Genomic DNA, 15102 nt, shown 5'->3' on the forward strand with positions numbered 1-15102 from the left:
GTTCACTTGGTGTTCAGCAACATGCGGCCCGCGGCGCCGTCGAGGGCGTCCTTGGGCGATTGCAGGCCGTTGGTGATGGCTTCCAGCGCGGCGTCCATGGCGGTCCAGAAGCGGCCGACTTCGGGGATGTTGGGGATGGCTTCGCCGAGGCGGGCGTTCTCCATGCTGGCGCGGATCAGCGGGTTGACCGCCAGCTCCGCATAAAAGGCCTTGTTGGCCGGCACGCCGATGGGCACATCGGCATCGAGCACCTTGAGCGCCTCGGGTCGCATCAGGTGGTTCTCGATGAACTCGCGCGCCAGGTCTTTCTGGCGCGAGGGCGCGGCAATCATGCAGCCCAGCACGCCGACAAAGGGCTTGGAATACTGGCCGGCCTTCACGCCGGGAATCGGCGCCACGCCGAAATCGATCTTGGCCCGGCGGGCGTTGTCCCAAGCCCAGGGGCCGGAGATCATCATGGCCACCTCGCCGCGGGCGAAGCCGCTTTCCATCTCGGCGTAGCGGGCGCCCTTGGGCATCTGGCCTTCGCGCAGCAGGCGCGCGATCATCTCGGCGCCTGCCAGCGCGCCGGCATTGTTGACGCCGACCTTGCTGCTGTCGAACTCGCCTTGGGCATCGCGGGCAAAGATCTGCCCGCCCGCGCCGGCCAGCAGCGACCAGCTGAAGAAGCTCTTGTTGTAGTCCCAGAGGATGGCGTGCTTGCGGCCGCCGGATTCGGCCTGCAGGCGCTTGTCCAGGGCGATCACCTCGTCGAAAGTCTTGGGCGGTGTCGGTACCAGGGCCTTGTTGTAGATCAGGCCGGTGGTTTCGATGGCGATGGGGTAACCCCAGAGCTTGCCCTGGTAGGCGAAGGCCTTCCAGGCGCTCTCTTCCACCTCGTCGTAGAGCTTTTTGCTCGGGCGCAGCGGGGTCAGCAGGCCCGATTTGGCCCATTCACCGACCCGGTCATGCGGCCAGCAGAACACATCGGGGCCCTTGCCGGCGCCGGCGGCTTGCTGGAACTTGTCGGTGGCGTCCACCGGGTGCTCGACCACGACCTTGACGCCGGAGGCCTTCTCGAAGGCATCTCCGACTTTTTGCAGGCCGTTGTAGGCCTTGTCACCATTGATCCAGACCAGCAGCTTGTGGTTCTTGGCCGCCAGCGCGGGCTGGGTGGCCAGCAAGGCCGCGGCCAGCAGCCAGAGTTTCGGGGCGCGCGTGCTGATCATGTCGGCGATCCGCTCAGGCGTTGGAAGGCCTGGCCCTGGGCATCGAAGAGATAGCAGGCCTCGGGCGGCAGGCCCAGGCGGATGTCCTGGCCCGATTTGATGCGGGTGCGTCCGTCGAATTCACAGGTCAGCGCGTCCTCGACGCCGGGGTAGGCGCAGTAGGCATGGGTGGCGCTGCCCAGCGACTCGACAAAAGTGACGGTGGACTGGATCGCGTTGTCCTCGCCGCCGACCACAAAGTGCTCGGGCCGCAGGCCCAGGGTCAGCTTGTCACCGGCTTGGGCGCGGGAGGCGTCGACGGTGGCGCGGATGTGGGTGCCGGAGGCGAGGCGGACGAGAGCTTCGGAATTGGTCCCCCGGACCAGTTCAGCTTCCAGGAAATTCATCTTGGGGGAGCCGATGAAGCCGGCGACGAAGAGATTGCGCGGGTGTTCGTAGAGCTCCAGCGGCGTGCCCACCTGTTCGATCTTGCCGGCCGAGAGCACGACGATGCGGTCGGCCAGGGTCATGGCCTCCACCTGATCGTGGGTCACGTAGACCATGGTGGTCTTGAGGTCCTCGTGCAGCTTGGCGAACTCGTAGCGCATGCGCACGCGCAGGGCGGCGTCGAGGTTGGACAGGGGCTCGTCGAACAAGAACACCTCGGGCTTGCGCACGATGGCGCGGCCGATGGCCACGCGCTGGCGTTGGCCGCCGCTCAAGTCCTTGGGCTTGCGGTCCAGCAGGTGCTCGATGTGCAGGATGCGCGCGGCGTTCTTGACGGCGGCGTCGATCTCGGCCGGCGGCACCTTGGCCAGCTTGAGGCCGAAGGCCATGTTGTCGTAGAGATTCATATGCGGGTAGAGCGCATAACTCTGGAACACCATGGCAATGCCGCGCTCGGCCGGCGGCACCTCGTTGACCAAGCGGCCACCGATGCGCAACTCGCCGCCGGTGATCTCTTCCAGGCCGGCGATGGTGCGCAGCAGGGTCGATTTGCCGCAGCCTGAGGGGCCGACAAAGACCATGAATTCGCCGTCGCGGATCTCCAGATCAATGCCGTGCAGGATCTTGATGCTGCCGTAGGCCTTGCTCACGCCGCTGAGTTGAACGTCCGCCACTTGCTGTCTCCGGGGTGCTGCCCTGTTCAGGGCGGCGCCGCTGTGTCTTGTATGTGCTTGTGTGTTCCTGGCCGGCAAGCGCTTGCCGTTTCAGGCCTGATTTGTAGACAATATACAGCGTCAAAACTACTTGAACAACCGCGGTAACCCGATTGATCCAAGTTCAAAACAAGTAAAATCAATGACTTGCGTTGATCATCGGGATAACCCGATGTAGTGAAACTACACAAAACTACGGGCGTCGGCGATACTTTTGCCAACGCGACGCCGGATGCCGCCGCAGCCGGCCGTGTGGTGGCCAGAGGAAGGCCCTCTGGCGGCCTCGCATTCTTGCTCTGTCGCCCCTGTGGCGCACTGATGAACACCCTTTGATGAACACCGGCGGTCGCGGGCGCGTTTCACGCCTGCTTGCAGCCAGTCCGCCCCTTCAACCGATCGCCGCCATGTCTCAGCTCGCCACCCTTGTTTCATCCCCGCTGACCTCGCTTGCGAAAGCCGTGCCCATGAACGACTCTGCCTCCAGCGCCCTGACTTCCTCGGCCTCCCCCGAGCTGCGCGCCGCCTTTGCCGCCGCCTACCGGGAGGCGCAGCGCCAGAACCTGGGCCAAAGCTCCGCCTCCCTGGCCTTGCGTGCTGCTGCCACGGCCTGCCGCCAGGTCTTGGCCGAGCGCTGGGCCCAGACTCAAGCGCAGGATGCGCAGCGCCCGGTCGCTGGCGAGGTCGTGCGCCGCGTGCACTACCTGTCCATGGAGTTCCTGATGGGCCGGGCGCTGAGCAATGCCCTGGCCGCCCTGGGCCTTCAGGGTGATCTGCAAGCGCTGCTGGCGACTGAGGGCCTGAGCCTGGGCGAGGTGCTGGAGCGCGAGCCCGATGCGGCGCTCGGCAATGGCGGCCTGGGCCGCCTGGCCGCCTGCTTCCTCGATTCTTTTGCTGAGCTGGGTCTGCCGTCTTTCGGCTACGGTCTGCGCTACCAGTACGGCATGTTCGCCCAAGCCATTCAGGACGGCCGCCAGGTCGAGGCACCGGACGACTGGATGCGCCTCGGCGCACCCTGGGAAGTGCGCCGCGAGCAGATCCGCTACCGCGTCGGCTTCGGTGGCCGGGTCGAGCTGGACGCAGGAGGCCAGCGCCGCTGGCTGCCGGCCGAGTTGCTGGAGGCCCAGGCCTTTGACTTCATCGTGCCGGCCCACCACAGCGAGCGCGTGTCCACCCTGCGCCAGTGGCAGGCCAGCGCCGTGGCGCCGATCGACTTCAAGGCCTTCTGCCAGGGTGACTACGCCGCGGCCGCGCGCCACCGCGTCGCCGCCGATGCCCTGAACTGGGTGCTCTACCCGGACGACAGCAGCGAAGCCGGCCGCGAGTTGCGTCTCAAGCAAGAGGCCTTCCTGGTCAGCGCCTCGCTGCAAGACCTGCTGGCCCGCCACTTGGCCGAGGGCGCGCCCCTGCATGAGCTGGGCCGCCGCAATGCCATCCATCTGAACGACACCCATCCCGCGCTGGCGCCGGCCGAGCTGATGCGCCTGCTGCTGGATGAGCAGGGCCTGGGCTGGGACGAGGCCTGGGCCATCACCCGCCAGGCGGTCTCCTACACCAACCACACCTTGATGCCCGAGGCCCTGGAGACCTGGCCGGTGCGCATGTTCGAGGCCTTGCTGCCTCGCCACCTCGAGATCATTTACGAGATCAACCACCGCTTCCTGAGCGAGCTGCGCCAGCGCTTCCCCGGCGACGAGGGCTTGCTGGCCCGCGTCTCGCTGATCGACGAAGGCAGCCCCTTCGGCGGTGAGCGCCGCGTGCGCATGGCGGCCCTGTCCATCGTCGCCTCGCACCGCGTCAACGGCGTGGCGGCCCTGCATTCCGAGTTGATGGTGCAGACCATTTTTGCGGACTACGCGGCCATCTTCCCCGAGCGTTTCCACAACGTCACCAACGGCGTCACGCCGCGCCGCTGGCTGCAGCAGGCCAACCCGGCGCTCTCCAGCCTCATCGATGGCCGCATCGGCATCGCCTGGCGCCAGGACCTGGCAGGCTTGGCTCAACTCAAGTCAGCTGCCGATGACGCTGAATTCGGCCGTCAGTTCATGGCCGTCAAGCGCGCCAACAAGCAGCGCCTGGCCGAGCGGGTGCGCGCGGAGCTGGGCCTGGTGATCAACCCGGACAGCCTCTTCGATGTGCAGATCAAGCGCATCCACGAGTACAAGCGCCAGCTGCTCAACATCCTGCATGTGATCGCGCGCTACCAGGCCATCATCGCCAATCCGCAAGCCAACTGGACCCCGCGCACGGTGCTGATCGCCGGCAAGGCCGCATCGGCCTATGTGGCGGCCAAGTCCATCATCCAGCTGGCCCATGATGTGGGCCGCGTGGTCAACAGCGACCCGCGTGTGGGTGACAAGCTCAAGCTCGTCTTCCTGCCCAATTACGGTGTGTCGCTGGCCGAGACCATCATCCCGGCGGCCGATCTGTCCGAGCAGATTTCCACCGCCGGCACCGAGGCCTCGGGCACCGGCAATATGAAGTTCGCCCTCAACGGCGCGCTGACCATCGGCACCTGGGATGGCGCCAATATCGAGATGGCCGAGGCCTTCGGCCCCGAGAACATGTTCTGCTTCGGCCTGCGCACCGAAGCCGTGGCGCAGATGAAGGCCCTGGGCTACGACCCGCGCCTTTTTGTCGAAGAAAACCGCCAGCTGGCCCAGGTGATGGAATCCATCGCCAGCGGTGCCTTCAGCGGCGGCGACCGCGAGCGCTACCGCGCCCTGGTCGACAGCCTGTTGGGCCGCGATGTCTACATGCTGATGGCCGACTTCAAGGACTATGTGGCCACCCAGGCCCGTGTCGACGCCTTGTTCGCCCAGCCCGAGGCCTGGGCCCGCCAGGCGGTGCTCAATGTGGCTGGCATGGGCTGGTTCTCGGCCGACCGCACGATCACCGAGTACGTCGATCGCGTCTGGTCGGTGAAGAGCTTGGGCTGAGCCTCCGTCAGCGCTTGGCCATGGCACTGATCTCCGCGCAAGACCTGGCCCTGCTGGCCCGTGGTGAGCACCCGCGGCCGCAGGAGTTGTTGGGTGCCCATGTCGGGCGTCTGGGGCGCAAGCATGGTGTGCGCTTTGCCGTCTGGGCGCCCAATGCCAGCCGGGTCAGCGTGGTCGGCAGTTTCAACCGCTGGGACGGCGAGGCCGATCCCCTCGTCAAGGATGAGGCATCAGGCGTGTGGCAGGGCTTTGCCACCGCCGCGCGCGCGGGCGATCTCTACAAATTCGAGATTCACGACCGCGCGGGGCAGCTGCTGCCGCTGAAGGCCGACCCCTTCGCGCGTGCGGCCGAGTTGCGCCCGGCCACGGCCAGCATCGTGGCGCCGGCCTTGCCGCTGCTCAAGACCCGGCCGCGTCTGAGCCTGGAGCGCGCGATGGCCAATGCGCGGCAGGCGCCGGTGGCCATCTACGAGGTCCATGCCGCCTCCTGGCGCCGTGGCACTGGAGCCTTCCCAAGCTGGGACGAGCTGGCCGCGCAGCTGCCGGCCTATGCCGCCAATCTCGGATTCACCCACATCGAGCTGATGCCCATCAGCGAGCATCCTTTTGATGGCAGCTGGGGCTACCAGACCCTGGGTCTGTTTGCGCCCAGCGCGCGCTTCGGCCCGCCCGAGGGCTTCGCCCGTTTTGTCGAGGCCTGCCATGCGCAGGGCCTGGGCCTGCTGCTCGACTGGGTGCCGGCGCATTTCCCCATGGACCCGCATGGCCTGGCGCAGTTCGACGGCACGGCGCTGTTTGAGTACGCCGATCCGCGCGAAGGTTTCCACCGCGACTGGAACACCGCCATCTACAACTTCGGCCGCTACGAGGTGCGCCAGTTCCTGGCCGGCAATGCGCTCTACTGGATGGAGCGTTGGGGCGTGGATGGCTTGCGCGTCGATGCGGTGGCCTCCATGCTTTACCGCGACTACTCCCGCCCGGCGGGCGAGTGGCTGCCCAATGTGGACGGCGGGCGCGAGAACCTGGAGGCCATCAGCCTGTTTAAGCGCATCAACGAGCTGCTCGGCCAGGAGGCGCCCGGCGCCATCACCGTGGCCGAGGAGTCGACCAGCTTTCCCGGTGTCAGCGCACCGACTTATGCCGGCGGCCTGGGCTTTCACTACAAATGGAATATGGGTTGGATGAACGATTGCCTGCGCTATATGCAGGAAGATCCCATCCACCGCCGCTGGCACCACGACAAGCTGACCTTCGGCCTGGTCTACGCCTTCAGCGAGAACTTTGTGCTGCCGATCTCGCATGACGAGGTGGTGCATGGCAAGGGCTCCATGCTGGGCAAGATGCCTGGCGATGCCTGGCAGAAGTTCGCCAATCTGCGCGCCTTCTATGGTTTCATGTGGGGCCATCCGGGCAAGAAGCTGCTCTTCATGGGCCAGGAGTTTGCTCAGCCCAGCGAGTGGAACCATGATGCCGAATTGCCCTGGCATCTGCTGGACGATGCGCAGGGCCACCATGCCGGCATGCAGCGCCTGGTGCGCGACCTGAATCTGCTCTACCGCCGCGAGCCGGCCCTGCATCGCCTGGACTGCGAGGCCCGCGGTTTCGAGTGGCTGCAGGCCGAGGACCGCGAGCAGTCGGTGCTGGCCTGGGCGCGGCACGATGAAGGTGAAGAGGGCGAGCGCCGCACGGTGCTGGTGGTCTGCAACTTCACGCCGGTGCCGCGGCCCGGCTATCGCCTAGCGCTGCCGCTGGCCCTTGCCGCAGGTGGCCCGTGGCGCGAACTGCTCAACACCGATTCCGCCCACTACGGCGGCAGCAATCTGGGCAATCTCGATGCCGGCTTGCAGGCCGAGGCCGATGGCAGCCTGGTGCTGACTCTGCCGCCGCTGTCGGTCCTGTTCCTGGGGCGGGAGAAGTCATGACGCTGGGCTTGAATCGACGCGAGGCCTTGATGAAGACGGGGGCGGTCTTGAGCGGCGCGGTCTTGGGTTCTGCCGCGTCGGCCGAGCCGATTCAAGCAAGCCCAGAGGCCCAGGTGCAGCTCGGCCGCCTGGAACGCTGGGCGCCGTTCCCCTCGCGCGCCGTGCCGCCGCGCCCGGTCGAAGTCTGGCTGCCGCCCGGCTACGACGGCCGCCGCCCGCATGCGGTGCTTTACATGCACGACGGCCAGATGTTGTTCGACCCGCGCAGCACCTGGAACGGCCAGGCCTGGAAGGTCGATCAGGTGGCTGCGCCCCTGATCGCCACGGGCCAGCTGCGTGACTTCATCGTCGTCGGCATCTGGAATCGGCCCGAGTTTCGCCACGCCGAGTTCTTCCCGCAGGCCTACGACCAGGCTTTGAAAGATTCGCCCACGGCCCAGCGCTACCGCGCCGAGCGCATCAAGCATCCGGTGATGTCGGATGCCTACTTGCGTTTCATCGTCGAGGAACTCAAGCCCGCCGTGGATGCGCGTTATGCCACCGCGCCCGGCCGTGAGTCCACCTTTCTGATGGGCTCTAGCATGGGCGGCATGATCAGCGTCTACGGCCTCTGCGAATACTCCCAGGTCTTCGGCGCTGCGGCCGCGCTGAGCACGCACTGGATCGGCAGCTTCGAGCGCAACCGCGAGATCCCCGCCGCCGCGCTGGCCTACCTGCGCCGCAAGCTGCCGCCACCGGGCCAGCTGCGCCTCTACATGGACCGCGGCACGGCGGATCTGGATGCGCAGTACGACGATGCGCAAGCCCAGGTCGATGCGCTGATGGCCGAGCTGGGCCACCGAGCCCCGCAGCTGCAGTCCCGGGTGTTTGAAGGCCAAGGCCACAATGAGTTGGCTTGGTCTGCCCGCTTGGCCCAGCCCCTGAGCTTTCTACTGGGCGCCAGCGCCTGAGCTTGACGATGATGATGACGACGAGCACTGCATTCCGTTTGCCCGAGGCCCTGGAGCCCGGCCGCCATGAGCCTTTGGGCGCCCATGTGCGCGATGGCGGCATCAATTTCGCCGTGTTCTCCGAGCATGCGCAGGCCATCGAGCTCTGCGTCTTTGATGCCGCCGGCCAGCGCGAGCTGCGCCGCTACCGCCTGCAGGGCCCGCAGGACGGCATCTTCCAGGGCTTTCTGCCCGGCCTGGGTGCCGGCCTGGTCTACGGTCTGCGCGCTCACGGCCCGTACCAGCCCGAGGCCGGCCATCGTTTCAATGCCCATAAGCTGCTGCTCGATCCCTATGCCCGCGAGATCGTCGGTCACTTTGGCTGGCATGCCGAGCACCACGGTTATGAGCTGGGCCACCCGGATGGCGCGCGCTCCTTCGACCGCCGCGACAACGCCGCCCAGGCGCTGAAGGCGCGCGTGCCCGCACCGCTGGCCGGGCTCAGCCCGCGCCGCTCGGCGCCGCGCCACGCGCTGCAGGATGTGGTGCTCTACGAGGTCCATGTCAAAGGCTTCTCGCAGCAGATGGCCGAGATCCCGCCCGAGCTGCGGGGCAGCTATGCCGCCCTGGCGCATCCGGCGGCGATTGCGCATTTCAAGGCCTTGGGCGTGACGACCCTGTCCCTGCTGCCGGTGCACTACGCGCTGGACGAGCCGCATCTGGCCGGCACCGGCCTGCGCAACTACTGGGGCTACAACTCCCTGGGCTTTTTCGCACCCGACCCGCGCCTGGCGCAGCCGGCCCACCGCGAGGACGCCAGCGCCGTGGCGGCCGAGTTTCGCGCCACGGTGCAGGCCTTGCACGAAGCGGGGCTGGAGGTGGTGCTGGACGTGGTCTACAACCACACGCCCGAGGGCAATGAGTTCGGCCCGACGATTTCCTTCCGCGGCCTCGATCACAAGAGCTACTACCGCCTGGTGGCCGAAGACCTGAGCCGCTGCGAGAACCACAGCGCCTGCGGCAACACCCTCAACACCGCGCACCCGCGCGTGGCGCAGCTGGTGCTCGATTCGCTGCGCTTCTGGGTGCAGGAGATGGGGGTGGATGGCTTCCGCTTCGACCTGGCCCCGGTGCTGGGCCGCACCCGCCACGGTTTCGATGGCAACGCCGCCTTCTTCATGGCCCTGCGTCAGGACCCGGTGCTGGCCGGTGTGCACCTGATCGCCGAGCCCTGGGATGCGGGCTATGACGGCTACCAGCTGGGCCGTTTTCCGGGCCGCTTCCTCGAGTGGAACGACAAGTTTCGCGATGCCGTGCGGGGTTACTGGCTGGGCGCCGGCGGAGCCGGTGGCACCGGCCGGGGCGAGTTCGCGCGCCGCTTCACCGCCTCCAGCGATGTCTTTCACCATGGCCAGCGAAGCCCGCTCGCTTCGGTCAACTTTGTGGCCTGCCACGACGGCTACACGCTCAACGATCTGGTCAGCTACTCGCGCAAGCACAACGAGGCCAATGGCGAGAACAATCGCGATGGCCGCGACGGCGAGCTCTGCGCCAACTTCGGCGTCGAAGGGCCGAGCGACGATGCCAGCATCCGCCGCCGCCGCGAGCGCGCCCGCCGCGCCATGCTCGCCACTTTGCTGCTGGCCCAGGGCACGCCCATGCTCAATGCCGGCGACGAGATCGCCAACAGCCAGGGCGGCAACAACAACGCCTACTGCCAGGACAACGCCCTGGGCTGGCTGGACTGGCCGCAGGCCGACCGCAGCCTGGCGGCCTTTGTCGGCCGCCTCACGGCCCTGCGCCGCGCCCACCCGCTGCTGCGCCAGCCGCATTGGTTTGGCGAGGCTGCTTCTACTTCTGGCACATCCGGCGCGGCCAGCCTGCGCTGGCTGAGCCCGCACGGCCACGCCATGCAGGTGCAAGACTGGCACCACGGCGGCGAGCTGGCCTTTGCCGGCCTGCTGCAAGGTGAAGCAGCCGAGCCTTTGTTGCTTCTGCTCTTCAATCCCGCGGAGGCTCTGCAGGCTTTCGCCTTGCCGCCCGGGCCGTGGCGCTTGGCTCTGGACAGCAGCGGCGAGCTGGCCGAGCATGGCGAGCATAGCAGCACGCTGGCCGCACCGGCTTGCAGCCTGCTGGTGCTGAGCCAGGCGCCGGAAGCCCCTCTTTCCTGACTCTCTTCTTTTTTGTTTCCCCACGAGAACCCACCCCATGGACCTCACCCAACGCAGCGCCGGTGTGCTGCTGCACATCACCTCCTTGCCCGGCCCGCACGGCATGGGCGATTTCGGCCCCGATGCGTACGCCTACGTCGACTGGCTGGCCAGCGCCGGCCAGCGCCTGTGGCAGCTGCTGCCGACCACGCCCATCGGCCCCGGCGATTCGCCCTACCAAGGCGTGTCGGCCTTTGCCGGCTGCCCCTGGATGGTGGCCTTCGAGCCCCTGGTGGCCAAGGGTTGGCTGGCCGCGCCGCAGCTGCCCGAGGGCGGCTTTGAGGCCCACAAGGTGGACTACGGCCGCGTCCTGCCCTGGCGCGAGCAGCAGCTGCGCCTGGCGGCCCAGGGCTTCTTCGCCCGCGCCAGCGCCGAGGACCGCGCCGCCTTTGCCGCCTGGTGCGCCGCCCCGGCTCAGGCCGATTGGCTGGACGACTACGCGCTCTTCATGGCCATCCGCTCGCCTTTGAGTGGCCAGGCCTGGTGGACCTGGGCGCCGGCCCTGGCGCGCCGCGAACCAGCCGCGCTGGCGCAGGCGCGCGAAAGCCATGCCGAGGAGTTCCGCTTCTGGCAGTTCGTGCAGTGGTGTTTTGACAGCCAGGTCAGCGCGCTCAAGGCTTACGCCAACAGCAAGGGTGTGCATCTGATGGGCGACTTGCCCATCTTCGTGGCCCACGACAGCGCCGACTGCTGGTCGCGCCCGGACCTCTACGAGCTGGACGAACAGTTCCAGACCGCCGTGGTCGCCGGCGTGCCGCCCGACGCCATGTCGGCCGAGGGCCAGCGCTGGGGCAACCCGCTCTACCGCTGGGACCGCATGGCCGCCGAAAACTACGCCTGGTGGACGGCCCGCGTGCGCCGCGCGCTGAGCCAGGCCGATGTCTTCCGCATCGACCATTTTCGCGGCTTTGCCGGCTACTACGAAATCCCCGGCGACAGCCCGGACGCCCGCCGAGGCCAATGGAAGACCGGCCCCGGCCAGGCCTTGTTCGACGCCATCGCCGCGGCCCTGGGCCCGCTGCCCATCGTGGCCGAGGATCTTGGTTTCATCACCGAGGACGTCCATGCCCTGCGCGAGGGTTGTGGCTTCCCGGGCATGAAGATCCTGCAGTTCGGCTTCGGCGGCGACGGCACGCATGAGTTCCTGCCCCAGAACTGGCCGCGCGCCAGCGTGGCCTACACCGGCACGCACGACAACGACACCGTGCACGGCTGGTGGCGCAGCGCTTCAGCGCGCGAGCGCGCGTTTGCCGGCGCCTACCTGCCTTGCAACGAGCACGATGTGCACTGGGCCATGATCCGCGCCTGCTGCAACTCGGTCGCCAATATCGCCGTCTTCCCCATGCAGGACGTGCTGGGCCTGGGCAGCGAGCACCGCATGAATGTGCCCGGCGTGCTCGGCGGCAACTGGGCCTGGCGCTTCAGCTGGGACATGGTCGGGGCCGAGCCCGGCCGCGTGCTGGGCCTGATCACGGCCGCCAGCGGCCGGGCTGATGTGGGCTTGATGCAGCTGCCGGCCTGACTGAGCGGCAGCGGGACACCTTCACTAGGGTTGACCCGTCCACACTCCTGGGGGATGGACGAGCCCGGCCGCGGCTGCGAAGCTTCCTTCCATTGCAGCGGGCACTCTCCAGGGACTGGACGAGGTCAGACGCCATCAAGAGCCGGGCTCCGCTGCCATGGCATTGAGCAGGGCAGGAGCAACCAGGGGAGCCGAAAGGCTCCCTTTGTTGTTGGGGCGTCATGTTTCTATGGGTTCAATTGAGTGGTCGATCATGCCGTGTGCAAGGAGCGGACTCATTCAGCTGGATCGACTCGACAGGGCAGTCGGTTCGGCGCACCTCGAAGCGATTCATATCGGGTGAGGCATCGGCGAGCGTGCCAAACGGCATGGATAGGGCGAGCCTGCTGGCGCCGATGACACAGGAAAGACAGGGGTGGGCAGGGGCGGCCGCGCTGCTCGATAAAACCCTGTGCTGTTTTTTCGGGGTTTTATTTGATAAGGTCCAGGTTAATAAGGTGAAGAAAATGATGATTCAGCGATCCTCAAAGAACAAGCTGCGAATGGAGTTGACGTCCAAGTGCATTTGGTCGCCTCATTGAATGTCGGGTGTCTCGATGCATGGGTTAAACAGACTCAGCCAAAACCAAAGGAATAGAAATGTCTTCACCAAAACAAGAATCTACGGACGCAGACACTAGTCGACCTCCGCAACCGGCGGATAGAGTCGGGCAAAAAAAGTGCCGCGACAATCTAGAACTAGATTCTGATATTGGTCTTGGATTTAGGCGTGTTCAAGAGGATTTTGAGCCCCTAGGTGCATATCTGTTTGGTGCGACAACGGTTTTCTACGAGTTCTTTCACGCCAATGGATACCAAATAACTAAGAGAAATTTTGAATCCGGGGCTATTTCAAAGCAGTTGAGTGTTCACCTTGGTTGGGTTTATGCGTTTTACGGGGAGGGCGATGAGCCTATTTATGTCGGGGAAACTGAGAGGTCTTTTGTCGACCGATTTTCAGAGCATGCCAGGAAAGGCTGGTGGCCAAATTGGACGCGAGCAAAGGTTTTGCCATGTCCTGAGAAGGGGTTGCGGAAGTACTTTGAGTCGATGGTTGGAATAGCGGGAGGCTATAGTGAGAATCGAGCTCAGCCATCTGATTCGGATGACTTCTTTGATCAAATTTTGAGATCACTCTTTGTTTTGGGGAGTAATCTAAACAATCAGCCGGAGGTTCCGTTGAGCATCTTTCGCACGCAGATTGAAATGGTCTCAGAACTGTTGGAATTGGGTTGCGGGGGAAGTGGGATTGGTTTGGAGATAAATCCAGCGTCAAGCCCTAAGTATTAAGTTAACTCCCTGATCGCCGCGCCATTAGCTGCAGCTCCTCATCAGTGCCTCGACAGGCAACGCTGACAGCGTTCGATGCCATCAAAAAACAAGAAAAATTTTGACGAGAAGATCCCAGAGAAAAACTAAAGCTAAGCGAACATTATAATTTGTTGAAGAACTCGGTCGCAAGGACTTGATATTTGGTGGTTGCCCCCGAGACTCCGCTAGCATCTCTTGCCACCAAAGTGGTGATAGTTTCGTTTGGCGCGGTTTGCCTGTCGTCGGTCGAGTTGAGTCTTTTGAAGCGTGGTGTGACGGCAGAAGCATTCTAGCTGGTGGCAATTTTTGACTCATGCCATACGCTCGTAAAATGAATATCACTGAAGTGGCTGCACTAGTTGGTGCACTTGCGTGGGCGCTCTCCATATTTTCAGGAGTGCGCTCGTGGTTCATAAAACCTACCTTGCGAATAATCACTCAGCCAACGCCTGAGGTGGGCTATACAACAGTGGGTCCAATCCTTAATTTCCGACTGGCGTTAACTGTTAAGCATCGAAATATTGTCGTCACGGGCGTGCGTATTAAGCTCACCCACGAGTCAGGAGAATAAACAGTTTTTTCTTGGCGTGGCATCATCCAGCGACTTGGTCAATTCAATGCCCCTCAGGTTGGTACAGTACCCTTCGAGAAGGAGCTCAACGTTTTGGCAATGAAGGCGAAAATTCGGGGTCAAGTCTTAAATGTTAAGTTATCCTCATCGCCGCGCCAGCAACTTCTGCTCCTGATGAACTCCGCGACAGGCGGCGGTGATGGCATTTTTGTCATCTGTAAAGACTGGACGCATTTTGATGAGTGGACGCCAGCTAGCAACTAAAGCCATGCGAGTCTGGTAGGCAAATGAAGAGTCCAGCGGCGGGGACTTAATATTTAAGACTTGACCCCGATTCCCCTACGGTGCTCAGGGAATTCAAAGAGCAGAGCCTGATTCCGTTTCGACCTCTCATTCGGGTTGATTACACGGACTACTACCGCGTTCAAGGTAGTTTGCAGTTTTTGGGTCACGAGCTTGTGCTCCTAGAAGAGGAATACATGACCAAGTACGCCGGGTGTTGCGTCAGTGAAGGTGGTGGCCTTGTGGTTCGACTGCTAGGGAGCACAGGCGAGCTTGCGGAGTTCGCAGTTGCCAATCGCTGCACTCTGCATGAGTACGAATCTTTGGAGAAATACCAGAGGGAATCAAATGTCAGATTTGTAGCACCGAGTGGCCGCTACGCCGAACTCTCATGCCGGGCACGAGATGAGGACGAGTGATGCCCAAGCCTGCATTGCAGACGATAAGCAATGAGGAGAGTTGCATTTGTGGCGCTGATGGGAGGCCTACTTGCTTCTGTCGCAACTGCGCAAACCGCCGCTGATCCGTCGTGCGAGTACCGGGCCAGGCGCAAGATTTCGTTTGCTTCGTCAAAATCGCATGATTTGCTGACCATTGGAATCGGTTCAGGCTCGTGCCATTCGGCGACCCTGACCATCGCCGTGGTCTCCGCTTCCGGGAGAACCTTGTATCGCTACAGTGCGCCGTTCAAGAGGCATACCGTTGTGCAATGGGATGATCCGAACTTGGTGTCGGTGGCAAAGAGTTTTGTGGATGACACCCTTTGGAATGCAGTTGTTCCGCACCAGCAGTTGCCCAAGGCAGTTCGACGGACAAAAGAGAACTTTTCTGACTTGGATGGCGATGAGTTGAAGATTCCAGAATCAAGACTCAAGCGCCTTTTGGCCATGCGGCAGCCAATCCTGTTTCATTCGACCCATTACGAGGCATATCAGTATATTGCCTACGATGCGAAGGCGGGTAGAGCGGTGGTGATAATCGTCGGCGGGTCTTGACTGTGCGAGGGCGCCAGCGAAAAAAAAGAACACGCGAG

9 protein-coding genes are annotated in these 15102 nt (G+C 64.1%); 7 read left to right on the forward strand and 2 right to left on the reverse strand.

From position 1 onward, the window contains the following. Window positions 1-2: 2 nt before the first annotated feature. A complete protein-coding gene (gene malE / locus AC1Q6P_RS08540; RefSeq protein WP_492663663.1) occupies window positions 3-1208 on the reverse strand; it encodes a maltose/maltodextrin ABC transporter substrate-binding protein MalE in 1206 nt (401 codons plus the stop codon). Further along, on the reverse strand, window positions 1205-2308 hold the full coding sequence (locus tag AC1Q6P_RS08545) for an ABC transporter ATP-binding protein (protein WP_492663662.1): 1104 nt from the start codon (window positions 2306-2308) through the stop codon (window positions 1205-1207). The genes malE and AC1Q6P_RS08545 overlap by 4 nt, the downstream gene beginning before the upstream one ends. A gap of 503 nt (window positions 2309-2811) precedes the next feature. Here AC1Q6P_RS08545 and AC1Q6P_RS08550 point away from each other — a divergent pair. The 7 genes from AC1Q6P_RS08550 (at window position 2812) to AC1Q6P_RS08580 (ending at window position 15064) form a co-directional block, all read left to right on the forward strand. Then, window positions 2812-5283: a glycogen/starch/alpha-glucan phosphorylase gene (locus tag AC1Q6P_RS08550; protein ID WP_492663661.1), complete on the forward strand. Its 2472-nt coding sequence runs from the start codon at window positions 2812-2814 to the stop codon at window positions 5281-5283. A gap of 20 nt (window positions 5284-5303) precedes the next feature. Beyond that, on the forward strand, window positions 5304-7205 hold the full coding sequence (gene glgB / locus AC1Q6P_RS08555; protein ID WP_492663660.1) for a 1,4-alpha-glucan branching protein GlgB: 1902 nt from the start codon (window positions 5304-5306) through the stop codon (window positions 7203-7205). Beyond that, window positions 7202-8155, forward strand: coding sequence for an alpha/beta hydrolase (locus tag AC1Q6P_RS08560; protein ID WP_492663659.1), 954 nt, complete (start codon window positions 7202-7204; stop codon window positions 8153-8155). Before glgB ends, AC1Q6P_RS08560 begins: the two co-directional genes overlap by 4 nt. Before the next feature lie 8 nt (window positions 8156-8163). Further along, complete coding sequence (gene glgX / locus AC1Q6P_RS08565) at window positions 8164-10305, forward strand: glycogen debranching protein GlgX (RefSeq protein ID WP_492703139.1); 2142 nt, start codon at window positions 8164-8166, stop codon at window positions 10303-10305. Between the two features lie 37 nt (window positions 10306-10342). Then, window positions 10343-11866: a 4-alpha-glucanotransferase gene (gene malQ, locus AC1Q6P_RS08570; protein ID WP_492663657.1), complete on the forward strand. Its 1524-nt coding sequence runs from the start codon at window positions 10343-10345 to the stop codon at window positions 11864-11866. Window positions 11867-12505: 639 nt separating this feature from the next. Next, window positions 12506-13195, forward strand: coding sequence for a GIY-YIG nuclease family protein (locus AC1Q6P_RS08575; RefSeq protein WP_492663656.1), 690 nt, complete (start codon window positions 12506-12508; stop codon window positions 13193-13195). Between the two features lie 1341 nt (window positions 13196-14536). Next, window positions 14537-15064 (forward strand): hypothetical protein, encoded by a 528-nt coding sequence (locus AC1Q6P_RS08580; RefSeq protein ID WP_492663655.1) that lies wholly within the window; start codon window positions 14537-14539, stop codon window positions 15062-15064. The last annotated feature ends 38 nt before the right edge of the window (window positions 15065-15102 follow it).

This window comes from Roseateles sp. GW835-FHT13E02 (genome assembly GCF_058794035.1).